We start from the raw sequence: 23,042 nt of genomic DNA, 5'->3' as shown, positions 1-23,042 counted from the left end.
ATCCTGAGGCTCCAGCACATGCTTGCCTACATCATCCGCCGCATGGCGCAGTCCATACTGGTGCTTTTCGTCGTGGGCCTCGTCGCGTTTTCCATGTTCCGCTTTGTCGGTGATCCCATCGACAACATGCTGGGACAGGAACGCACCCAGGCCGACATCGAACGTTTGCGCGAACAACTGGGCCTGGATCAGCCCTTCGTCGTGCAATACTGGCGGTTCCTGGAACAGGCGGTGCAGGGCAACTTCGGCCTGTCCTACCGCCAGGGCCGCCCGGTGGCGGACATCCTGATCGAGCGCCTTCCGGCCACGCTGGAGCTTGCCGTCGTGTCGGGGCTGATGGCGCTGGTCGGGGGCATCGCGCTGGGCATATTCACCGCGATTTGGCGCCGCGGCGTCTCGGCCAACGTGATCATGACCCTGTCGCTTGTGGGCGTGTCCCTGCCGACCTTCCTGATCGGGATTCTGCTGATCTATCTCTTCTCGGTCGAGCTTGGCTGGCTGCCCAGTTTCGGACGGGGCGAGGTGACGGACCTCGGCGGCTGGACCACGGGCTTTCTGACCGAAAGCGGGCTCAAGGCCCTTATCCTGCCCGCTTTCACGCTGGGGCTTTACCAGATGACGCTTATCATGCGGCTGGTGCGCACCGAGATGCTGGAAGTCCTGCGCATGGACTACATCCGTTTTGCGCGGGCCCGCGGTATCCGCGAGAAATCCATCAACTTCCGCCACGCGCTCAAGAACACGCTGGTGCCGGTCATCACCATTACCGGCTTGCAACTGGGCAGCATCATCGCCTTTGCCATCATCACCGAAACCGTGTTCCAGTGGCCCGGTGTCGGCCTGCTGTTCATCAACGCGATCCAGTTCGTGGATATCCCCGTCATGGCCGCCTACCTGATGCTGATCTCGGTCATGTTCGTCGGCATCAACCTTATCGTCGACATGCTCTATTTCGTGATCGACCCGCGCCTGCGCGTGGATCGCACGCAGGGAGGCCACTGACATGACCGAGGCAGCCGAAACCAGTGCCCAATCGCCAACCAGCCGCGCACGCCGTATCTGGGACAGCGATTTCATGTGGTCCTTTCGCCATGCGCCGGTGGCCGTCGTGTCGTTCTTCGTGGTCGTGGTGCTGATCCTGGGCGCGGTCCTCGCGCCGCTGATTGCGCCGCACGATCCCTTCGACCCGGCCACACTGAACCTGATGAACGGCTTCACCCCGCCGGGCGACGCCAACGCCTTTACCGGCGACCGGTTCCTTCTGGGCACCGACGACCAGGGGCGCGACGTCTTCTCGACCATCCTTTACGGGATGCGGATATCGCTTTTCGTCGGCTTCGCGGCCGTGGCCCTGGCCATGGTGATCGGCGTTACGCTGGGCCTGCTGGCCGGCTACCTGGGCGGTTGGGTGGAAACGATCATCATGCGCGTGGCCGACGTGCAGCTGACCTTTCCGGCCATCCTCGTCGCCATGCTGATCTTCGGCATCGCAAAGGGCATTACCCCGCCCGAATACCGCGACCAGATGGCGATCTGGGTACTGATCCTGGCAATCGGCCTGTCCGACTGGGTGCAATTCGCTCGCGTGGTGCGAGGGGCAACGCTGGTCGAGAAAAGCAAGGAATACGTCCAGGCCGCGCGCCTGATCGGCCGCACGCCCTTTTCCATCATGCTGCGCCACATCCTGCCTAACGTGCTCAACCCGGTGCTGGTGATCGCCACGATCTCGCTGGCGCTGGCCATCATCGCCGAGGCGACCCTGTCGTTCCTCGGCGTCGGCGCACCGCCGACTAAGCCGTCGCTGGGCACGCTGATCCGCATCGGGCAGGAGTTCATGTTCTCGGGCGAGTGGTGGATCCTCTTCTTTCCGGCGCTGGCGCTGCTGGCGCTGGCGCTGTCCATCAACCTGCTGGGCGACTGGCTGCGCGACGCCCTGAACCCGAGGCTGCGATGACCGACACCCCCGTTCTTTCCGTCCGCGACCTCGTCGTGGAAATTCCCACGCGCCACGGCGTCCTGCGCCCGGTCGATCATGTCAGCTACGACATCCGTGCGGGGGAAATCCTCGGCGTCGTGGGCGAATCCGGTGCGGGCAAGTCCATGGGCGGCAACGCGGTGATCGGCCTTCTGGACCGGCCGGCGCGCATCGTCGCGGGCGAGGTGCTGCTGTCCGGCCAGCCGATCCATGACCTGACCGGTGACGCCATCCGCCGCCTGCGCGGCAAGAAGATGGGCATGATCTTCCAGGACCCGCTGACATCGCTCAACCCGCTGCTGACGATCGGCGAGCAACTGACCGAGACCATCCTGGAACACCTGGACGTGGGCCAGACCGAGGCCCGCAAGCGCGCCATCGCCGCCCTCGAGGAAGTGGGCATCCCGGCCGCGGCCCAGCGCATCAACAGCTACCCGCACGAGTTTTCCGGCGGCATGCGGCAACGTGTGGTCATCGCGCTGGCGCTCTGTGCCGAACCGGACCTTGTGATCGCCGACGAGCCGACGACGGCCCTCGACGTCAGTGTCCAGGCCCAGATCGTCGCGCTGCTGAAACGGCTCTGCCGGGATCGCGGGGTCGCCGTCATGCTGGTCACCCACGACATGGGCGTGATCGCCGAAGCGGCAGATCGGGTGGCGGTGATGTATGCCGGGCGCCTGGCCGAGCTTGGCCCGGTGCGCGAGGTTCTGACCAATGCGCGCCACCCCTACACTGCCGGGCTCATGGCCTCGACCCCGCTGGCCAGCCAGGGGCGCAAGCGCCTGCGCCAAATCCCCGGCGCGATGCCGCGGCTGGGCGCGCTGCCCAGCGGCTGCGCCTTTCACCCGCGCTGCGAGTTCGCGCAGGATCAGTGCCGCGCCGAACCCGGCCCGACGCTGGACCGCTGCGACGGCCGGGCCGCCTGCTGGTTCCCCCTGACCACCGATCAGAAAGTATCCGCATGAGCGCGCTGATCTCCGTCCGCGACCTGACGCGGATTTTCGATGTCTCCAAGCCTTGGCTCAACCGCGTGATCGAACGCCTGCCCCGGGCCCTGCTGACGGCGGTGTCCGAGGTCAGCTTCGACGTGCCCGAAAACAGCGTCTATGCGCTTGTCGGCGAAAGCGGGTCGGGCAAGTCCACCATCGGCAAGATCATGGTCGGGCTGGTCCCGCCTAGCGCCGGCTCGGTCGAGATCAACGGCGTCGATCTGGCCACCGAGACCGATACGAAAAAGATCGAGGCGGTGCGCGACGACATCCAGATGATCTTTCAGGATCCCTTCGCCTCGCTCAACCCGCGCTGGCGGGTACGCGACATCATCGAGGAGCCGGTCACGGCCAAGAGTGGCAAGGCCGAGGGACTGGCCGAGAGGCTGCTCGAACAGGTGGGCCTGTCGGCCGCGGATTCGGGCAAGTACCCGCACGAGTTTTCCGGCGGCCAGCGCCAGCGGATCTGCATCGCCCGGGCGCTCGCCTCGGAGCCGCGGATCATCGTCTGCGACGAGCCGACCTCGGCGCTGGACGTCTCGGTTCAAAGCCAGGTGCTCAACCTCATGTCCGACCTGCGCGAGGACCTGGGCCTGACCTACCTGTTCATCAGTCATGACCTGACCGTTGTGCAGCACATGGCCGACGTGATCGGCGTTCTCTACCTCGGGCGGCTGGTCGAGGAAGCGCCGCGCGACCGGTTGTTCAACCATCCCAAGCACCCCTATACGCAGATGTTGTTCGACGCGGCCCCGCGCATGGATGCCTTCGGCCGCGAGATCGACCCGCCCAAGGGCGAGATTCCCGATGCTATCAACCCGCCGCCGGGCTGTGCCTTTCACCCGCGCTGTCCGCTGGCGACCGAGATATGCCGGACGGAACGACCCAAAATGCGCCGGATCGAAGACACGCGCGTGGCCTGCCACCACGCCACGTAACGGGGCGGGGTTGCAACCACCGCCCGTTTCGCGATCCTGCCGCCCGACCCAACCACAGCCGGCACGCACCAAAAGGGGGGCCCATGTTCAATGCGCTGATCATCCGCAAGGACGCGGAAAGCGGCACAACCACTGCCGCGGTCGAGGAAATCGCCGATACCGACCTGCCCGCGGGCGAGGTGACCGTCTCCGTCGAATATTCGACGCTGAACTACAAGGATGGCCTGTGCATCGGGCCGGGGGGCGGGCTCGTGCGCAATTACCCCCACGTCCCCGGGATCGACTTCGCCGGAACGGTCGAGGCCTCCAGCGACGATCGCTACGCCCCCGGCGACAAGGTCGTCCTGACCGGCTGGCGCGTGGGCGAGGCGCACTGGGGCGGTCATGCGCAAAAGGCCCGGGTCAAGGCCGACTGGCTGGTCCCGCTGCCCGAGGGCCTCGACACGCGGCAGGCCATGGCCGTCGGCACGGCGGGCCTTACGGCGATGCTGGCCGTGATGGCGCTGGAAGCTCAGGGGATCAAGGAGGGTCCGATCCTGGTCACCGGCGCGGCAGGCGGCGTCGGCTCGATCGCAACGGCCCTTCTCGCCCGGCTGGGCCACGAGGTGGCCGCAGTCACCGGGCGGCCGGAACAGGCCGAGTACCTGACAGGGCTTGGCGCCACCGAGATCATCGCCCGGGATGATCTGGCCGAGGCGACACGCAAACCGCTTGAGGGCGAGCGCTGGGGCGGGGCGGTCGATGCCGTGGCCGGGGCGATGCTCGGGCGCGTGCTCAAGCAGATGCGCTACGGCGCATCGGTGGCGGCCATCGGCCTGGCCGGGGGCGCTGAAATCGAGGGGGCGCTGATTACCCCCTTCATCCTGCGCGGCGTGAACCTTCTGGGCATCGACAGTGTGATGCAGCCCTTCGAGGCCCGTCAGCGGGCCTGGGAACGGATCGCCCGCGACCTGCCGATGGACCGCCTCGAAGAGATGGTGCAGCCCGCCACTCTGGCGGACCTGCCGCAGCTTGGGGCGGATATCCTGGCAGGCCGCGTCAAGGGGCGCGTGGTGGTGGATGTGAACGCTTGAAAGCGTCACGACCGCGTGATGTCACGCGGCGGTGATTTGTCCGGGGGGGCCATGCGCCGCATCGTCTTTCCAAAAGGAGGTGCGCCATGCCACGCCAGACCCGGACCCTGAAAACCGCTGTCCTCGCTGTCGCGATCGCGGTGGGGTTCATCATACAATCCACGGCGGCGCAGGCCCGGGACATGCAGGTCCTGACGGTCGCCGGCGGCTGCTTCTGGTGCGTCGAGGCCGATTTCGAGAAGGTCACCGGCGTCGAGGAGGTCGTCTCGGGATACACCGGCGGCACGGTCGAGAACCCGACCTACAAGCAGGTGACTCGCGGCGGCACCGGCCACTACGAGGCCGTTGAAATCCGCTTTGATGCCGATCAGATTTCGGCCCGGCAGCTGTTTAACCTGTTCTTCCGCTCGATCGACCCGACGGATGCCGGTGGCCAGTTCTGCGACCGTGGCGAGAGCTATCGCACCGCGATTTTCGTTTCTGACCCTGCGGAACGGCAACAGGCCCGGGCGGCCAAGGCTGCCGCCGAACGCGAACTTGGCCAATCAATTGTCACCCCGATCCTGGACGCGGGGCCATTCTACGAGGCCGAGGCCTATCACCAAGACTACTACAAGGGGCAGGACAGGATCCTGACGCGGCGCGGTATCAAGACGCAGGCCGCGGCCTACGAATTCTACCGCGACGCCTGCGGCCGGGACGAACGCATCCGCGAACTCTGGGGCGATAACGCGCCTTTCGTGGGCTAGCCGCGGAAGGCCTGCACCTCCGCCAGATCGGGGATCACATCCGCAGTACCCGCACGGGTGACCATGAGGGCCGCCGCGCGCCCGGCCTGCGCCATGGCCTGTTTCATTGGCAACCCGCGGTCCAGACCCGCCAAGACGTAACCGGTAAAGGTGTCACCCGCACCGGTGGTATCGACGGGCGTGACGGGCAGGGCGGCGACATGAGCCGGGCCGTCCGGCCCGAACCATGTCGCCCCGTCGCCGCCCCGGGTCACGATCACGTCGCGGACGGGCAGCGCTTCGGGCGCAAGGCCCGTCGCTCGGTGCAACTGGTCGGCCTCGACCGCGTTGAGGGTCAGAAAGTCGAGCCGGTCCAGCACCGCCTGAACTCGCGCGGCCTCGAACGGCGCCGCGGCATAGGCAATCCTGAGCCCCATGTCCTTGCCCAGCGCCGCCGCCTCGGCCTGCAGGCAGGTTTCGTTCTGCATGACCAGCCAGTCGCCGGTTTCAGCCTGACTCAGGGCCTGATCCAGCACATCGGGCGGAATCGCCATGTTCGCGCCCGGGTGCAGGATGATGGTGTTTTCCCCGTCCGGATCGACAAAGATCATGGCTTGGCAGGTCTCGGTCTCGACCTCGGCAATCTGGCGCGTATCGACACCGTATTCCAGCAGCCGCTGAACCGCCCAGCGCCCGTCCGCACCGACCGCCCCGACATGGCGCACATGCGCCCCGGCCCGGGCGGCGGCGACCGAGATATTCGCGCCTTTCCCACCCAGAAAGACCTGCCGGCCCGACGAGGTCAGCGTCTCGCCGTGGGCGGGAATATGCGGCACGCGATAGATGTAATCCGCGTTGATCGAGCCGAGGTTCCAAAGCGTCATCAGCCCACCTTGCAGGCCGCCAGAACGGACATGTTCAGGATGTCGTTCACCGTCGCCGTGGTCGAACAGATCTGGATTGGCCGGTCGATACCCGACAGGATCGGGCCGATCACCGTCGCCCCGGCCATTTCCTGCATCAGCTTGACCGATATCGAGGCCGAGTGCCGCGCCGGCACTACCAGGACATTGGCTGGCCCGGTCAGTCGCGAGAACGGGTATTTTTCCATCGCCCGGGGGTTGAGGGCGACATCGACGGTCATCTCGCCCTCATATTCGAAATCCACGCCGCGTGCGTCCAGTTCACGCGGGGCCATGTGCATCTTGGTGGCCCGTTCGGACACCGGATAGCCGAAGGTGGAAAACGACAGGAAGGCGACGCGCGGCTCCAGCCCCAGATCGCGCGCCACCGAGGCCCCGCGTTCGGCGATATCGGCCAGGTCGCGCTCATCGGGCCATTCATGGACCAGCGTGTCCGATATCAGCACGATCCGGCCCTTGTTCAGCACGGCCGAAACCCCGACGGCCCCGTCGTGCGGATTGGCGTCGAAAACGTGGTTGATCAGTTCCAGCACATGCGCCGATTTCCGGGTCGCCCCGGTGACCATGGCATCGGCGTGGTCATGGGCCAGCATCAGGGCCGAAAACACGTGCCGGTCGCGCGCGGCCATCCTGTGGATGTCGTGCCAGTCATGCCCCTTGCGTTGGAGCCGTTGGTAGAGGAAGGCCTTGTAGGTCTCCAGGTGGTCGGTATTGGCCGCGTTCACCACGCGCAACTCGCGCACGGCGTCGCCCAATCCCTCGGCCTCGAGCTTCTGTTTCACGTCCTGCTCACGGCCCACGACCAGCGCCCGGCCATAGCCGCCCCGCTGATAGGAGACGGCCGCCCGCAGCACACGCGGGTCGTCACCCTCGGCAAAGACCACGGTGGACTGGTTCTTGCGCGCCCGGGCATTGATGCCGCGCAGGATCGACGCGGTCGGGTCCATCCGCGTCTTGAGCGACTCCTCGTAGCCCTCCATGTCGACGATGGGCCGCCGCGCGGCGCCGGTTTCCATGCCCGCGCGGGCCACGGCCGGCGGCACTACATGGATCAGGCGCGGATCGAAGGGCGTCGGAATGATGTAGTCGCGCCCGAAGGTCAGCTTGCGGCCATAGGCCATGGCGACCTCGTCGGGCACGTCCTTGCGCGCCAGTTCGGCCAGCGCTTCGGCGCAGGCGATCTTCATCTCGTCATTGATAGCGCGGGCGTTGATGTCGAGCGCTCCGCGGAACAGGTAGGGAAAGCCCAGCACGTTATTGACCTGGTTGGGATAGTCGCTGCGCCCGGTGGCGACGATGGCATCCACGCGCACCTCGTGCGCCTCCTCGGGGGTGATTTCCGGGTCCGGATTGGCCATGGAGAAGATCACCGGGTTGTCGGCCATGCGTGCGACCATGTCGGGCGTTACCGCACCCTTTACCGAAACTCCGAGGAACACATCGGCCCCGTCCATCGCGTCTTCGAGGCTGCGCAGGTCAGTCTTGACGGCATGGGCCGATTTCCACTGGTTCATGCCCTCGGTGCGACCTTGGTAGATCACGCCCTTGGTGTCGCAGACGATGCAGTTCTCGTGTCGCGCGCCCATGGCCTTGAGCAGTTCGATACAGGCGATGCCGGCCGCCCCGGCACCGTTCAGGACGATCCGGCAATCCTCGATCTTCTTGCCCGAAAGGTGCAGCGCGTTTATCAGCCCGGCGGCGCAGATCACGGCGGTGCCGTGCTGGTCGTCATGGAAGACGGGAATGTCCATTTCTTCCTTGAGGCGCTGCTCGATCATGAAACACTCGGGCGCCTTGATATCCTCGAGGTTGATGCCTCCGAAAGTCGGCCCCATCAGCCGCACCGCGCGGCAGAACTCGTCGGGGTCCTCGGTGTCCAGCTCAATATCGATGGAATTGACGTCGGCGAACCGCTTGAAAAGGACCGACTTGCCCTCCATCACTGGCTTGGACCCAGCCGCGCCGAGGTTGCCAAGGCCGAGCACCGCCGTCCCGTTCGAGATCACGGCCACGAGGTTGCCCTTGTTGGTATAGTCGTAGACGGTCTCCGGCCTGGCCTCGATTTCCTCGCAGGGCATGGCCACGCCGGGGGAATAGGCCAAGGAAAGGTCGCGCTGCGTCGTCATCGGGACGGTCGGCTGCACTTCCCACTTTCCGGGCGTCGGCTCGATATGGAATTGCAGGGCTTCTTCGCGCGTGATGCGTTGCTTGGTCATCTTGTCCCTCCCGGCCAGCGCGAGCAGCTTTACGGGAAAGGGCCTTGGCGGGGCAACCGCTCTCTTTTCGCCTTTCATCACCAACAGCGGCTGGTTAGTCTCCGCCCACTGGCGGCCCGGGGGTATGAATGAGCGGCACATCAGCGGCTATCACTCCGATGATGGCACAATACCTTGAGATCAAGCAGGGCCACCCCGACGCCCTGCTGTTCTACCGAATGGGCGATTTCTACGAATTGTTCTTTGACGATGCCACCGCCGCGGCCGGCGCGCTCGACATTGCCCTGACCAAGCGCGGCAAACACCTGGGCGAGGATATCCCCATGTGTGGCGTGCCCGTCCATTCCGCCGAGAATTACCTTTTGTCGCTTATCCGCCAGGGGTTCCGCGTCGCGGTGTGCGAACAGACAGAAGACCCGGCGGAGGCCAAAAAGCGCGGTTCCAAGGCCGTGGTCAAACGCGAGGTCGTGCGTCTGGTCACGCCCGGAACCTTGACGGAAGAGAGCCTGCTTGACGCCCGCCGCCACAATTACCTGGCCGCCGTTGCCCGGGTGCGGGGTCAGCTTGCCCTCGCCTGGACGGACATCTCGACCGGCAGCCTTTCGGTCCTCACCTGTCCCGCGGTAGCCCTGGGGCCGGAACTGGCACGACTGGCCCCGCGCGAGGTTCTGGCGACGGCAAGCATTGAAGAGGATTTCGGCGCCGCGATCGCGGAGACCGGGGCCGCTCTGACCGTCCTCGGGAACGCGGCGTTCGACAGCACGAACGGGGTTTCACGCCTGTGCAGTCTCTATTCCGTGGAGTCGCTAGACGGATACGGCACCTTTGACCGCCACGAGATCGCGGCCCTGGCGGCGCTCGTCGAATACCTCGAGATCACCCAGAAGGGCAATCTTCCGCTGCTGCGCCCACCGGTGAAGGAACACCGCGACGCCGCCATGCAGATCGACGCGGCAACCCGTCGGTCGCTGGAGCTTACCACGTCGATGAACGGTGGGCGGGCCGGTTCCTTGCTGGGCACGATCGACCGAACGGTGACAGCGCCGGGGGCGCGACTGCTGGAGCGGCGGGTTTCCGCGCCCGCGCGCAAACAGGACACGGTCCAGTCGCGGCTCGACAGTGTCGAATGGGCGCTTGGCCACCCGGATATTGCTGCAGAACTGCGCGATATCCTCAAATCGGTCCACGACCTCGACCGGGCGCTTTCCCGGTTGGCGCTCGATAGGGGCGGCCCGCGCGACCTGGCCGCGCTGCGCGACACCATCGGCGCGGCGCACGACATTCACGCCCTGCTTCCCGACGACATGCCGGCTCTGCTATCCGCTGCGCGGGCGGATCTTGTCGGGCTGGACGAGATCGGTGCGCTCCTTGATGCGGCCCTGGTCGCCGATCCGCCCATGTTGACCCGGGACGGCGACTTCATCGCGCCCGGCCACGATTCCGAACTCGATGAATTCCGCAGGCTTCGGGACGAAGGACGGTCCGTCATCGCCGGCATGCAGGCGACCTACGCCGAGCAGACCGGCATCGCCGCGCTGAAGATCAAGCACAACAACGTCCTTGGCTATTTCATCGAGACCACCGCAACCCATGCCGACAAGATGATGCAACCACCACTGTCGGAAACCTTCATTCACCGTCAGACCACCGCCAATCAGGTCAGGTTCACGACGCTTGATCTGAACGAACTCGAAACCCGGATAATCAATGCCGGAAGCCAGGTGCTGGAGATCGAAAAGCGACTCTATTCTTATCTCAGGGAATATATCGTCGCGCATGGGGACCATGTGTCGAGGTTGGCCCGGGCGCTGTCGGAGATCGACGTCGTTTTCGCCTTGGCGCACTTGGCGCGCGAAGAGGACTGGACCCGACCGCGCGTGGACGACAGCCGGGCCTTCGAGATCTCGGGCGGTCGGCATCCGGTTGTGGAAACCGCCCTCAAGCGGAGCGGTGCCTCTTTTGTCGCGAATAACTGCGACTTGAGTCACAGGGCGATATGGCTGCTGACCGGGCCGAACATGGCTGGGAAATCGACCTTCCTGCGCCAGAATGCCCTGATCGTGGTGCTGGCACAGATCGGAGCCTTCGTGCCAGCGAAGGACGCGCATATCGGCTTGGTCAGCCAGGTCTTCAGCCGGGTCGGCGCCTCCGACGATCTCGCGCGGGGCAAGTCCACCTTCATGGTGGAGATGGTCGAGACCGCGGCGATCCTGAACCAGGCCGACGACCGGGCGCTGGTGATCCTCGACGAGATCGGGCGTGGTACCTCGACCTACGACGGGCTGTCCATAGCCTGGGCCACGCTGGAACACCTGCACGAGGTCAACAAGAGTCGCTGCCTTTTCGCGACGCATTATCACGAGATGACAGCCCTCTCTGACCGCCTGGACGGTGTCGAGAATGCCACGATCCGCGTTCGCGAATGGGAAGGCGAGGTCGTCTTCCTGCACGAGGTGACACGCGGCACCGCCGAGGGCAGCTATGGTGTTCAAGTCGCGCGGCTGGCCGGCATGCCGGCCCCGGTTCTTGATCGAGCGCGGGTCGTGCTCGATATGCTCGAAAAGGGCGAGCGCGACGGCGGGACGGCGCGCGACTGCCTGATCGACGACCTGCCCCTTTTTGCGGCCACCTCGGACGCGCCCGCCCAAAAGATCCGGGACAAGTCGCCGGTCGAACAGCGCCTTGACGCGGTGCTTCCCGACACGCTGTCGCCGCGGGAAGCACTTGACCTGGTTTACGAGCTGAAAGCGCTCATGCCTCCGGTGTCGGATCGGGGTCCGACTGGGGGGTCGAACTGACGCCGACCTGCGCGGGACGCAAGAGGCGATCGTGGAGCATGAAGCCGGTGGCAGACACTTGAATGATATCGCCCGACGTCGTGTTAGGAACGGGGGCCTCGAACATCGCCTCGTGAGCCTGCGGATCGAACTTCTCCCCTATTTGCGGCGATATCGGCGTGATGCCGTGCTTCTCGAAAACCTTCAGAAGTTCACGCATGGTCAGCTCGACGCCCTCCAGAAGGGCCTTGTCAAAAGCACTCGCTTCTTCGCCGTCCTGGCGAAGGGCGCGTTCTAGGTTGTCATAGACCGGCAGGAGGTCCCGGGCGAGGCGGGACCCGCCGTAAGTCTCGGCCTCTCGCCGGTCGCGATCCGCGCGTTTGCGCGTATTCTCGGCATCGGCCAGGGCGCGGACATAGGCATCCTTCAGCTCGGCATTCTCGGCGCGCAGCGCCTCTATCTCGTCACCCTCGGCAGCAAGTTCGTCGAGCGACAATGGCTCGTCCGCAATATCCTCGCTCGGTTCATCGGTGATCTGCTCTTCTGGTTTCGTGGTGCTCATTCTCACCTTCCTATCCGCGGTTCGAGATCAGTCGCCCGACCAGTTGCGCGGTGTAATCCACAATTGGCACGATCCGCCCGTAATTCAGGCGGGTCGGCCCGATGACGCCGACAGCGCCGACGATCTTTCGGTCAGCGTTCATATATGGAGAGACCACCAAAGATGAACCCGAAAGTGAAAAAAGCTTGTTCTCGGACCCAATAAAAATCCGCACGCCATCCCCCGTTTCGGCGAGATCGAGGAAATCCACGATGTCTTGCTTGCGTTCGAGATCGTCGAACAGCGATCGGATGCGGTCGAGGTCGGCCTCATCCTGATCCGCGATCAGATTGCCGCGCCCGCGGACGATCAATCGCTCCGATGATTCGCCCGGGTTTTCCCAGACCGCCGCACCGTTTTCGACGAGTTCGCGGGCAAGGCTGTCAATTTCCTGGCGACGGGCGTCAATTTCGAGGGCGATGGCCGTGCTGAGCTCTGAGAGGGTACGGCCCTCGGCGATCGCATTGATGAAATTCGCCGCTTCGCGCAGAGACGATGGCGTCTGGCCCGGCGGGGGGGTGAAAACGCGGTTCTCGACATGGCCATCGGCGTAGACGAGCACGACAAGCGCACGATCGGGGGCCAGGTTGACGAAGTCGATGTGCTTGATCGGGGCCTCGTGCTTGGGCGTCAGGACAAGGCTTGCCCCGTGCGTGACACCCGACAGCGCCGAACCGATCCTGTCGAGGGCCGTGCCCACGTCCTGATCATTGCCGCCAAGGGTCTGGTCGATGCGGGCCCGGTCTTCTCCGTCCAGGTCACCGACCTCGAGAAGCCCGTCAACAAACATGCGCAGGCCGAGTTCTGTCGGGATGCGCCCGGCACTGACATGCGGACTGTTGAGCAGGCCAAGATATTCCAGATCCTGCATAACATTGCGAATGGTCGCGGCGCTGACGCGTTCCGCAAGCGCGCGGGTCAGTGTGCGCGAGCCCACCGGAGCGCCGGTGTCGAGGTACCCTTCCACCACGCGGCGAAAGACCTCGCGCGAGCGGTCGTTGAGTTCCGACAAGGAGGGTGTCTGCTCTGCCATGACTGTTACCCGGTCCGGTCGGTGACATTAAATCGAGCTGTCGCCAAAGGTCAATCGGGGTTGGAATTGCAGAGCAGGGCGCGTATCCCCGATGCCAGAGTGGATGAAGGAAAAGACATGCGACCCTCCGGACGGACCCTTGACGAGATGCGCCCGGTTTCGATCGAAACCGGCGTCACCAAACACGCAGAGGGATCCTGCCTGATCCGGGTTGGAGACACGCATGTGCTCTGTACCGCCTCGATCGAGGACCGCGTGCCGCCCTTTATCAAGTGGTCCGGACTGGGCTGGGTGACAGCGGAATACGGCATGTTGCCGCGGTCGACCGGCAGCCGCATGCGGCGCGAGGCCACAGCCGGCAAGCAGGGCGGGCGCACCGTGGAAATCCAGCGCCTCATCGGGCGCAGCCTGCGGGCGGGGACCGATCGTGTCATCCTAGGCGAACGCCAGATCACGGTGGACTGTGACGTGATCCAGGCCGACGGGGGCACGCGCTGCGCCGCCATTACAGGGGGCTGGGTGGCGCTGAAACTGGCCGTTCTCAAGCTCATCAAGGCGGGCGAACTGGCCGATGACCCGCTGGAACAGCCGGTCGCGGCTGTCAGCTGCGGGATCTACGCGGGCCAGCCGGTGCTGGATCTTGACTACCCCGAGGACAGCGAGGCTGGTGTCGACGGCAACTTCGTCATGAGCGGGGAGCGGATGATCGAGGTTCAGATGTCGGCCGAGGGCGCCACCTTCTCGCGCGCGCAGATGGACGACTTGATGGGACTGGCACAGAAAGGCGTTTCGGAGCTTGGCCGGAAGCAGCGCGAGGCGCTTGGATGACGCGGAAATTCGAGGGAAGGAACCTTCTTGTCGCCACGCATAATCGCGGCAAACTGGAGGAAATCGCAGCCCTTTTGGCACCGTTCGGGGTTTCGGTGACCTCGAATGCGGACCACGGGCTTCCGGAACCGGACGAAACCGAAGCGACCTTCGTTGGCAACGCCCGGATCAAGGCGCATGCTGGTGCCCGGGAAACTGGGGTGCCGGCCCTGGCGGACGACAGTGGAATCACCGTCGACGGTCTGGATGGCGCCCCCGGTGTCCACACTGCCGACTGGGCCGAGATTGACGGCGGGCGCGACTTCGTGAAGGCGATGACCCGGACCCGAAACGAACTCGACGCCCGGAATGTGCCCGAGCCCTGGCTTGCACAGTTTCGCTGTACCCTGGTGCTGGCCTGGCCGGATGGCCATGACGAGGCCTTCGAGGGGGTCATGCCGGGCCGGGTAGTCTGGCCCATGCGGGGGGACCAGGGCCACGGCTACGACCCGATCTTTCAGCCGGACGGCCATGAAATGACTTTCGGCGAAATGGACCGATGGGAAAAGAACCGCATGAGCCACCGCGCCCGTGCGTTCGAGAAGCTGATCGAGTGTTGCTTTGCCTGATCCGGGCTTCGGGCTCTATATCCATTGGCCGTTCTGCCAGGCAAAGTGCCCCTATTGCGATTTCAACTCGCACGTCTGGACCGATGTCGATCAGGACGATTGGACCAAGGCCTACCTGCGCGAGATCGACCGGATCGCGAGCGAAACCGGGGACGGTCTCCTTCGGTCGGTGTTTTTCGGCGGCGGAACGCCCAGCCTGATGGAGGGGCGCACCGTCGAACGCATACTCGATCGGGTGCGCCGAAACTGGCGCATGACGAATGACGTCGAGATCACTCTCGAAGCAAACCCGACGTCGGTCGAAGCCGGGCGCTTCTCGGCTTATCGGCAAGCCGGTGTGAATCGGGTGTCGCTGGGTCTTCAGGCGCTGAACGACGAGGACCTGCGGCGGCTTGGCCGGCTTCATTCCGCCGCGGAAGGGTTGGCGGCGCTCGACGTGGCGAGAAATGTCTTCGATCGGGTCAGTTTTGATCTGATCTATGCCAGGCAAGATCAGAGCGTCTCAGCGTGGCAATCCGAATTGGACAGGGCGCTCTCGTTCGACCCGGACCACCTGTCGCTTTACCAACTGACGATCGAGGCTGGGACAGCTTTCGGTGATCGGCTAAATCGCGGCAAGCTCGCCGGTTTGCCGGACGAGGACCGCGGCGCGAGCCTCTGGGACGTGACCCAGGAGGCCACCGATAAGGCCGGCCTTCCGGCCTATGAGGTTTCGAACCATGCCAAGCCGGGCGAGGAAAGCCGGCACAATCTGATCTACTGGCAAGGCGGCGACTATGCCGGGATCGGTCCGGGGGCTCATGGCCGCCTCACACTCGACGGACGGCGTTGGGCGACAGTCTCCGCGTCGCACCCAAGGGTTTGGCTGCAGGCAAGCCGGAACGGGTCAGCCGAGGACCGCAGCATTCTATCGGACAGCGAGATCTTTCAGGAAAAGCTCCTCATGGGACTGCGCCTGTCTGACGGGGTCGTCCTGTCCAGCCAGGAAGAACAGCATTTATTGTCAAATATCAGTTATTTGGGAGAAATCGGCCTTGTGAGTTTAGATCAGGGCCGTCTGCATTTGACCCGGGCCGGCCGGCCACTTTTGAATGCGGTTCTTGACCGGCTGCTAAACGGTTAATCTCCGGACAAGCGTCGCAGAAGATCGTCCAGTTGGCCGAGATCACGATAGCTGAGGGTGACCTTGCCGGTTTCGCCACCGCTATCGTGGTCGATCCTGACGGACATCCCCAGGTGCGCGGCGAGCTCTCGCTCGATATTCTTCGTGTCCGCATCTTTTTCGGATGGCTTTGAGGCTTTGGTCTTCGCCTCTTTGGACTTGTTGACCAGTTTTTCAGCCTGTCGAACAGACAGGTCGCCCTTGATGATCTGCTTGGCCAGTTCGTGCGCATTTTCTTTGCCAACTAGGGTACGGGCGTGCCCCGAGGTAAGCTTGCCTTCCGAAACAAGGACCTGGACATCTTCAGGAAGGGTCAGAAGGCGCAGCAGGTTCGCGATATGGCTGCGACTCTTGCCGAGCGCCGAGGCGATGTCCTCCTGTGTGTGATCGAACCGGTCCATGAGTTGGCGATACCCGGTCGCCTCATCCACGGCGTTGAGGTCGGCACGCTGAATGTTCTCTATGATTGCGAACTGCAGGACTTCGGCGTCCGACAACTCTCGTACAAGCACGGGAAGGTCGTGCAGTCCGGCCTTCTGCGCCGCGCGCCAACGGCGCTCGCCAGCTACGATTTCGAACATGTCGTCCGCGGTTTCGCGTACGATCAAGGGCTGGATGACACCCTTGGACCTGATGGACTCCGCAAGTTCCGACAGCGCGGTGTCGTTGAAATTCCGTCGTGGCTGGTCGGGATTCGGGTGAAGTTTCTCGATTGGTATTGTCCGGTCGGCGCGACTTTCGGTCTTCGCGGACCTGTCGGACTGCGCAGGTTCCTGCGTCACCACATCGGACATGAGCGACGATAATCCGCGACCAAGGCCGCGTGTGCGTGTCGTGTTGTCGCTCATACTGCTTTCCTTTCCTGCATCGCCGTCTCGCGCCCCATGATCTCGGCCGCAAGATCCAAATAGGCCTTGCTGCCGGTCGATCCCGCATCATAGTCCATGACAGGCAGGGCAAAAGACGGGGACTCGCTGAGCCGGACGTTGCGCGGGATTACGGTGCGGAACACAAGGTCTTGCAAATTGTCACGCGCGTCACTCTCGACCTGCTGGCAGAGATTGTTGCGGCGGTCATACATGGTCAGGATCACACCTTCTATCCTGAGGCCCGGGTTGGCGGCCTCGCGCACCTCACGAACGGTGAGCATGAGCTGAGACAGGCCTTCCAGGGCGAAGAACTCGCTTTGCAGCGGGACGATAACCGAGTGCGCGGCAACCATCGCGTTTATTGTCAGAATATTCAGCGAGGGCGGGCAGTCGATCAGGATGTAGTCCAGGTGCAGGTCATCAATGGACGGCTGGCGAAGCGAATCATGCAGAACGAAGCTGCGTTTTTCATTCGAAATCAGGTTGATGTCAGCGGAACTAAGATCTGTCGTTGCAGGGATCAGCAAAAGGTTCTCCACGCTCGTGGGGCGCGCAGCCGCTTTCGGCGGGGTTTCTCCGAGGAGCAGGTCATAGGTTGTTGTCGCCCGATCATCCATGCCAAGGCCGGTGGACGCGTTTCCCTGCGGATCGAGGTCAACGAGCAGAACCCGGCGGCCGGAGCGGGCAAGGCCCGCGCCGAGGTTGATTGCGGTCGTTGTCTTTCCAACGCCGCCCTTCTGGTTGGCAATGGCGATGATCTTCGGGTCGGTCCTACGGCTGAGATCCACGTTTCCTGATCCTTGAGATTCGGAGAATTCGAGCGTCGGGGTTCGTTATACTGGGCATGGCATCGCACTCAAAGGACCAACTCTCGCGCGCCGAGAGAATTTCGGACGTATGTGTCTGGCCTTTCGGGAAAAGGGCGGTGCCACTGTCGTCAAGAATGCCTGAAGTATAGTTCAGAAGCTGGCCGAGAGGCGCCAGGGCTCGCGCCGAGACGATATCGGCCCGGGCAATCTTGGCGTTTTCTATGCGGTCGTTGACGACCTTCGCAGCTAGCCCAAGTTCTCGGATCACTGTTCGAAGGAACGTGCATTTTCGAAGGTCGCTTTCGATCAGGGTTACATCACGATCGGCGTGAGCAAGAATGGCGATCACGAGGCCGGGAAACCCACCGCCACTGCCAAGATCCACCCAATGGCGCCAGTTTACCGGCGCATGAGCAAGCAGCTGTGCGGAATCGCCGATGTGCCGATCCCAGACGGCGTCGACAGTAGACGGCGCAACGAGGTTTATCTTCTTCGTCCACGTCCTTGTCATCGTGGCGAGATGACTCAGTTTGGACGATGTTTCACGTGAAACACTTACACCTGGAACGTCATCGCCGCCCATCAGCTCGCCTTGTCCCGGGCCTCTTTCTTCCGTATCACAGCCACCAGAAGGCTGAGTGCGGCAGGCGTCATGCCCTCAATCCGTCCGGCTTGGCCTATCGTTTCCGGGCGCGCCTTTTCCAACTTCGCGGCAAGCTCGCCCGAAAGCCCTGAAAGGCTGACGTAGTCTATATCACCGGGTAGACGTAGCGCTTCATCTTTGTGCAATAGCTCGACGTCCTTCCGTTGCCGCGCAACGTAATGATGGTATAGTGCATCTATTTCCGCCTGCCGAACGATCCGGCCGTCAACATACTGATTTACCTCTGGCAGAAACGACGCAATCTGTGAAAATTCCGTCCCGCTGATCGACAAGGCGTCGAAAAGCGTGCGCTTGGGGCCGTCAACGTTCACGTTCACCCCCGCCTCGGCCAATACACGGGAACTCACCGAGGTCGTCTCCAAGCAAGTCTTTAATTGCGAAAGCTCTGCAGCCTTCTTCGCATACGATCGCCAACGTGCATCCCCGACGCATCCCCGTTCCCGGCCAAACGGCGTAAGCCGCTGATCGGCGTTGTCCGACCGCAAGGCCAGCCGGAACTCCGCCCGCGACGTGAACATCCGATAGGGCTCTGTCACGCCACGCGTCACCAGGTCGTCGACCATCACACCGATATAGGACGTCGTTCGATCAAAGTTGATCCGCTCCCTCTCCAGGGCCCGATGCGCCGCCGCGAGCCCGGCGACCAGTCCTTGTGCGGCTGCCTCTTCATAGCCGGTCGTCCCATTTATCTGCCCGGCGAGGAAGAGGCCGGCCAGATCTTTCAATTGCAACTCCCGCGTCAGACAACGTGGATCCACGTAATCGTATTCGATCGCATAGCCCGCTTGCAGAATGGTCGCGTTTTCAAGACCCGCCATTGACCGGACATACGTCTCTTGAACGATGGCTGGCAGAGAGGTCGAAATCCCGTTTGGATAAACGATGTCACTGTCCAGTCCTTCCGGCTCAATAAAGACCTGGTGCGAGTCCTTGTCCGCGAACCGGGTAATCTTGTCTTCGATGGACGGGCAGTAGCGGGGGCCAACGCCCTCGATTTGGCCCCTATGCATCGCGGATTTCGCCAGGTTGGCACGGATAATCTCGTGGGTTCGGCAATTGGTATGAGTGATCCCACATGAAATTTGCCTGGCAAATGGCTTATCATGAAGAAAGCTGAACAGCGTCGGGTCGGGATCGGCCGCCTGCCGGTCCAGCTTTCCCCAATCGATGGTTTTCCCATCCAATCGCGGTGGTGTCCCGGTCTTGAGACGCCCAAGCGCCAAACCGAGATCGTCAAGACGTTCCGCGAGCCGAACCGAAGGACGGTCACCCATTCGGCCCGCCGGGATCCGCTCGTCTCCGATGTGAATCAGGCCACGTAGAAATGTTCCCGTGGTCAGGATCACATTCGGCGCCGTAATCTCAGCCCCATCACTAAGCACGACGCCATCAATTCGGTCCTTGTTGATCCGCAGATCGACCACCTCACCCTCGACAATATCTAGCCCTTCGCGCTCTTCCGTCTCCGCAAGCATCGCGGCTTTGTAGAGCTTCCGATCCGCTTGGGTGCGTGGCCCCTGTACCGCCGGCCCTTTCCGCCTGTTCAACAGACGAAACTGGATACCCGACCGATCCGCAACACGACCCATTACGCCATCCATGGCGTCAATCTCGCGAACCAGATGGCCCTTCCCGAGGCCGCCAATTGCCGGATTGCAAGACATCACGCCGATACTATCGCGCGTAAGGGTCACAAGCGCCGTGCGCACACCCATTCTTGCGGCCGCGTGCGCAGCCTCGACACCCGCGTGCCCGCCTCCGATCACCACGACATCGTAATGCGAATGTTTCACGTGAAACACTCCTTACTTTCCTATGCAAAAGCTCGTGAATATCTCATCGAGCAGCGTTTCCACATCCACACGACCGACAAGCATATCCAGCGCCCGTATCGCAGCCCTGACATCCTCTGCCAAGATATCCACGTTGTCGATATCATTTGCCGACAAACGCTCCAACACCCCGCCTATCCACGAGACGCCGTCGCGAAGAGCGGCCGCATGTCGCGCCCGCGTCGCTGTTCCTGTTGAACGCACACGATCCGACAGCATTGTCGCAACACGGCCGACCAAATCATCCATCCCAAGGCCCGTATGCCCGGAAACAGCCGGCATTGACAGATCAACATGGCGATCCGCCTTCGAGAGGACAATGATATCGTCCGGTGAAAGCGGACTGACCGGCTCGTCAATAGATTCCAGCAGGTAGATGCGCAAATCCGCCGCGGAAGCTCGCTTCCTGCCCATATCTATCCCGATCCGCTCAACATCGTCCTTGGCATCACGCAGACCCGCTGTGTCAAGAATCGTCACGGGCAAGCCCTTGAGATCCATGCGGACCTCAATCACATCCCGCGTCGTTCCCGCGTGCTCCGAGGTGATCGCCGCGTCTCGCCCCGCCAGGCGATTCAAGAGCGTGGACTTCCCGGTGTTGGGCGCCCCGACGATCGCAACTTCGAACCCATCACGCACCCGCTCCCGAACGTCGGCCCCTTCGGCCTCACTTTCTAGTTCGCCATGTACCGACACCAACAGATTCTGCACTTCCGGAAAAACGTTCTCGGGCACATCTTCGTCGGCGAAATCGATCGTGGCTTCCAGCAATGCCGCCGCACGGACCAGCTTCGACCGCCACTCTTCAACGAGGCCGCCGAGCGCCCCGTCGAACACCCTGACAGCCTGACGCCTCTGCTCTTCGGTCTCGGCGTCGATCAAATCGGCCAGGCCTTCGACCTGGCTCAGATCCAGCTGACCTGTCTCCAGGGCGCGCCGCGTGAATTCGCCAGGTTCCGCCGGACGAAACCCCGCCTCCGACAGCCGGTTCAGGACCCGGGACACAATCACCTGCGATCCATGCGTATGAAACTCGACGACCGGCTCACCGGTAAAGCTGTGCCCTGCTTTGAACGACAGGAGGAACGCGATGTCGATCAGCGCGCCATCCCCGTCCAAAAGCCGCGAAACCTTCCTGTCAATAGGATCCAGCCGAACACCAAAAGCAAGGCCACTCGAGAGTGCATCAGGTCCCGAAACCCGGATGACGGAGATCCCGGCTTTGCCCGCAGCCGTCGCCTGGGCAAATATGGTGTCCATCCCGTCTCCTCCAGTGGTCTCAGGTATTCATCGATTCGAAGAAATCCGCATTTGTCTTCGTCTGCTTGAGTTTCGAGATAAGGAACTCGATCGCATCCGTCGTGCCCATGGGATTCAGGATACGCCGGAGCACGAAGGTCTTCTGAAGGTCCGCTTTCTCGATCAGGAGGTCCTCTTTCCGCGTCCCCGACTTCAGGATATCCATCGCCGGGAAGACTCGTTTGTCAGCAACCTTCCGGTCAAGAACGATCTCACTGTTCCCGGTGCCCTTGAACTCCTCAAAAATAACCTCGTCCATGCGGCTGCCCGTGTCGATCAGCGCCGTCGAGATGATCGTCAGGGACCCCCCTTCCTCGATGTTCCGCGCGGCACCGAAGAACCGCTTGGGCCGCTGCAGGGCGTTCGCATCGACACCACCGGTGAGCACCTTGCCCGAGCTTGGCACGGTCGTGTTGTAGGCGCGGCCAAGGCGAGTGATCGAGTCCAGCAAGATCACAACGTCCCGCTTGTGTTCGACGAGCCGCTTGGCTTTTTCGATCACCATCTCGGAAACCCCGACATGCCGGGTCGCGGGTTCATCGAAGGTCGAGGAAATCACCTCGCCCTTCACCGATCGCTGCATGTCCGTCACCTCTTCCGGACGCTCGTCGATCAGCAGAACGATGAGGTAGCATTCGGGGTGATTATGTTCGATCGAATGCGCTATATTCTGCAACAGAACGGTCTTGCCGGTGCGCGGCGGTGCGACGATCAAAGATCGCTGCCCTTTCCCGATCGGCGCCACGAGGTCGATGATCCGTGCCGACCGGTCCTTGACTGTCGGGTCGTCTTCGATCTCCATGTTGAGGCGCTCGTCGGGGTAGAGCGGAGTCAGGTTGTCGAACGCAACCTTGTGCCGGGCCTTGTCCGGATCCGAAAAGTTGATCGACTCAACCGTGATCAAGCCGAAATAGCGTTCGGTATCGTTTGGCTCCTTGATCACGCCGGCAACTGTATCGCCCGTCCGCAAGGAGAATTTCTTGATCATCTCGGGGCTCACGTAGATGTCGTCGGGGCCGGGCAGGTAATTCGCCTCGGGCGAGCGCAGAAAACCGAACCCGTCCTGCAAGACTTCCAGGACACCATCGCCACCGATGATCCAGTCATCGTCCGCCCGTTCCCGCAGGATCGAGAACATCATCTCGCCCTTGCGCATGGTCGAAGCGTTCTCGATTTCAAGCTCCTCGGCCATGGAAAGAAGGTCCTTGGGGCTTTGCGCCTTCAAGTCAGACAGGTTCAGGCGTTGGTCGGACAAGGGTCGTCTCCTGTTGAAACAAACAGCAATGCTTCAATGTCATGGGATGTCGATATTCCGGACGGAACTTTATCCGACTATGTGCATCCTGACAGCAAGTCAAGCACCGTCCGTATTGGCAGCTTGGCGTGTTGAGCCCCCTTCATCACAGAAAAAATATAAAGGTGCTGTAATTGTTGTAGGGGAGTGGAAAACTCCGTGTCGGGTTGTTTTCCTCGCTTTCATCCCCACCTGACCAGCGACTTGATAATGTGACAGAGGAAACAGAAAATATTTTAAGGCATTGTTTTTAAGAAATTATTTTTTCTAATACCTGAGAGTATCCCTCTTGCCTTTCCGAGATTGGCCATGTCTGGCCTAAGTTATACACAGCCTGGATTCCTCCCTGTCCCCCGTGGACAAATGCTCTGAAGTCACGGACAAGACCCGGACTTTCCACCAGCCCCCGCTGGCCGGAAGTTTC

At 62.7% G+C, this 23,042-nt stretch carries 20 protein-coding genes; 10 read left to right on the top strand and 10 right to left on the bottom strand.

Translation table 11 applies throughout. The annotated features are described in order from the left end of the window. Positions 1-18 precede the first annotated feature (18 nt). The 6 genes from BU124_RS01715 to msrA all read left to right on the top strand — a co-directional run bounded on the left by BU124_RS01715 (position 19) and on the right by msrA (position 5,724). The gene (locus BU124_RS01715) at positions 19-1,002 is read left to right on the top strand and encodes an ABC transporter permease (protein WP_084860729.1); all 984 of its coding nucleotides are present in this window, start codon (positions 19-21) and stop codon (positions 1,000-1,002) included. A gap of 1 nt (position 1,003) precedes the next feature. After that, positions 1,004-1,954: an ABC transporter permease gene (locus BU124_RS01710; RefSeq protein WP_084860728.1), complete on the top strand. Its 951-nt coding sequence runs from the start codon at positions 1,004-1,006 to the stop codon at positions 1,952-1,954. Continuing rightward, a complete protein-coding gene (locus BU124_RS01705; protein WP_084860727.1) occupies positions 1,951-2,940 on the top strand; it encodes an ABC transporter ATP-binding protein in 990 nt (329 codons plus the stop codon). Before BU124_RS01710 ends, BU124_RS01705 begins: the two co-directional genes overlap by 4 nt. Further along, positions 2,937-3,902 carry an ABC transporter ATP-binding protein gene (locus tag BU124_RS01700; protein ID WP_084860726.1) on the top strand — a complete coding sequence of 322 codons (966 nt, stop codon included), beginning with the start codon at positions 2,937-2,939 and terminating at the stop codon, positions 3,900-3,902. Before BU124_RS01705 ends, BU124_RS01700 begins: the two co-directional genes overlap by 4 nt. An 83-nt stretch (positions 3,903-3,985) precedes the next feature. Then, positions 3,986-4,975 (top strand): MDR family oxidoreductase, encoded by a 990-nt coding sequence (locus BU124_RS01695; protein ID WP_084860725.1) that lies wholly within the window; start codon positions 3,986-3,988, stop codon positions 4,973-4,975. A gap of 86 nt (positions 4,976-5,061) precedes the next feature. Next, positions 5,062-5,724 carry a peptide-methionine (S)-S-oxide reductase MsrA gene (gene msrA / locus BU124_RS01690; protein WP_084860724.1) on the top strand — a complete coding sequence of 221 codons (663 nt, stop codon included), beginning with the start codon at positions 5,062-5,064 and terminating at the stop codon, positions 5,722-5,724. On the opposite strand, the gene BU124_RS01685 is transcribed toward msrA, so the two are convergent. Both BU124_RS01685 and BU124_RS01680 read right to left on the bottom strand, forming a co-directional pair. Then, positions 5,721-6,587: a ribokinase gene (locus BU124_RS01685; protein WP_084860723.1), complete on the bottom strand. Its 867-nt coding sequence runs from the start codon at positions 6,585-6,587 to the stop codon at positions 5,721-5,723. The genes msrA and BU124_RS01685 overlap by 4 nt on opposite strands. Next, positions 6,587-8,842, bottom strand: a complete 2,256-nt coding sequence (locus BU124_RS01680) for an NADP-dependent malic enzyme (protein ID WP_084860722.1) — start codon at positions 8,840-8,842, stop codon at positions 6,587-6,589. The genes BU124_RS01685 and BU124_RS01680 overlap by 1 nt, the downstream gene beginning before the upstream one ends. Before the next feature lie 158 nt (positions 8,843-9,000). On the opposite strand from BU124_RS01680, the gene mutS reads away from it, so the two are divergent. Further along, positions 9,001-11,640: a DNA mismatch repair protein MutS gene (gene mutS / locus BU124_RS01675; protein WP_245831591.1), complete on the top strand. Its 2,640-nt coding sequence runs from the start codon at positions 9,001-9,003 to the stop codon at positions 11,638-11,640. On the opposite strand, the gene BU124_RS01670 is transcribed toward mutS, so the two are convergent. Continuing rightward, positions 11,594-12,181, bottom strand: coding sequence for a nucleotide exchange factor GrpE (locus tag BU124_RS01670; protein ID WP_084860720.1), 588 nt, complete (start codon positions 12,179-12,181; stop codon positions 11,594-11,596). The genes mutS and BU124_RS01670 overlap by 47 nt on opposite strands. Before the next feature lie 10 nt (positions 12,182-12,191). Next, positions 12,192-13,253, bottom strand: a complete 1,062-nt coding sequence (gene hrcA / locus BU124_RS01665; RefSeq protein ID WP_084860719.1) for a heat-inducible transcriptional repressor HrcA — start codon at positions 13,251-13,253, stop codon at positions 12,192-12,194. 117 nt (positions 13,254-13,370) lie between these two features. On the opposite strand from hrcA, the gene rph reads away from it, so the two are divergent. Genes rph through hemW form a run of 3 tightly spaced genes read left to right on the top strand, consistent with a single transcriptional unit; the run spans position 13,371 to position 15,812 of the window. Then, positions 13,371-14,081, top strand: a complete 711-nt coding sequence (rph, locus tag BU124_RS01660) for a ribonuclease PH (protein WP_084860718.1) — start codon at positions 13,371-13,373, stop codon at positions 14,079-14,081. Beyond that, complete coding sequence (locus tag BU124_RS01655) at positions 14,078-14,689, top strand: non-canonical purine NTP pyrophosphatase (protein WP_084860717.1); 612 nt, start codon at positions 14,078-14,080, stop codon at positions 14,687-14,689. The genes rph and BU124_RS01655 overlap by 4 nt, the downstream gene beginning before the upstream one ends. After that, positions 14,682-15,812, top strand: a complete 1,131-nt coding sequence (hemW, locus tag BU124_RS01650; RefSeq protein ID WP_084860716.1) for a radical SAM family heme chaperone HemW — start codon at positions 14,682-14,684, stop codon at positions 15,810-15,812. Before BU124_RS01655 ends, hemW begins: the two co-directional genes overlap by 8 nt. Here hemW and BU124_RS01645 read toward each other — a convergent pair. Genes BU124_RS01645 through rho form a run of 6 tightly spaced genes read right to left on the bottom strand, consistent with a single transcriptional unit; the run spans position 15,809 to position 22,579 of the window. Beyond that, positions 15,809-16,699 carry a ParB/RepB/Spo0J family partition protein gene (locus BU124_RS01645; RefSeq protein WP_084860715.1) on the bottom strand — a complete coding sequence of 297 codons (891 nt, stop codon included), beginning with the start codon at positions 16,697-16,699 and terminating at the stop codon, positions 15,809-15,811. The two genes, hemW and BU124_RS01645, sit on opposite strands and share 4 nt — an antisense overlap. Beyond that, positions 16,696-17,508 carry a ParA family protein gene (locus BU124_RS01640; RefSeq protein ID WP_084860714.1) on the bottom strand — a complete coding sequence of 271 codons (813 nt, stop codon included), beginning with the start codon at positions 17,506-17,508 and terminating at the stop codon, positions 16,696-16,698. Before BU124_RS01640 ends, BU124_RS01645 begins: the two co-directional genes overlap by 4 nt. Then, a complete protein-coding gene (gene rsmG, locus BU124_RS01635; protein WP_084860713.1) occupies positions 17,492-18,112 on the bottom strand; it encodes a 16S rRNA (guanine(527)-N(7))-methyltransferase RsmG in 621 nt (206 codons plus the stop codon). Before rsmG ends, BU124_RS01640 begins: the two co-directional genes overlap by 17 nt. Next, entirely contained in the window at positions 18,112-19,995 is a 1,884-nt protein-coding gene (gene mnmG, locus BU124_RS01630) for a tRNA uridine-5-carboxymethylaminomethyl(34) synthesis enzyme MnmG (protein ID WP_179141840.1), read from the bottom strand. The genes rsmG and mnmG overlap by 1 nt, the downstream gene beginning before the upstream one ends. Positions 19,996-19,998: 3 nt before the next feature. Beyond that, on the bottom strand, positions 19,999-21,285 hold the full coding sequence (mnmE, locus tag BU124_RS01625; RefSeq protein WP_084860711.1) for a tRNA uridine-5-carboxymethylaminomethyl(34) synthesis GTPase MnmE: 1,287 nt from the start codon (positions 21,283-21,285) through the stop codon (positions 19,999-20,001). Between the two features lie 19 nt (positions 21,286-21,304). Then, complete coding sequence (gene rho, locus BU124_RS01620; RefSeq protein ID WP_084860710.1) at positions 21,305-22,579, bottom strand: transcription termination factor Rho; 1,275 nt, start codon at positions 22,577-22,579, stop codon at positions 21,305-21,307. Between the last annotated feature and the right edge of the window lie 463 nt (positions 22,580-23,042).

Origin of the sequence: Salibaculum halophilum (genome assembly GCF_002094885.1) — a bacterium.
Lineage (GTDB): Bacteria > Pseudomonadota > Alphaproteobacteria > Rhodobacterales > Rhodobacteraceae > Salibaculum > Salibaculum halophilum.
Note: the sequence above shows the minus strand (reverse complement) of the source record. Positions and strands in the feature narration are given on the sequence as shown.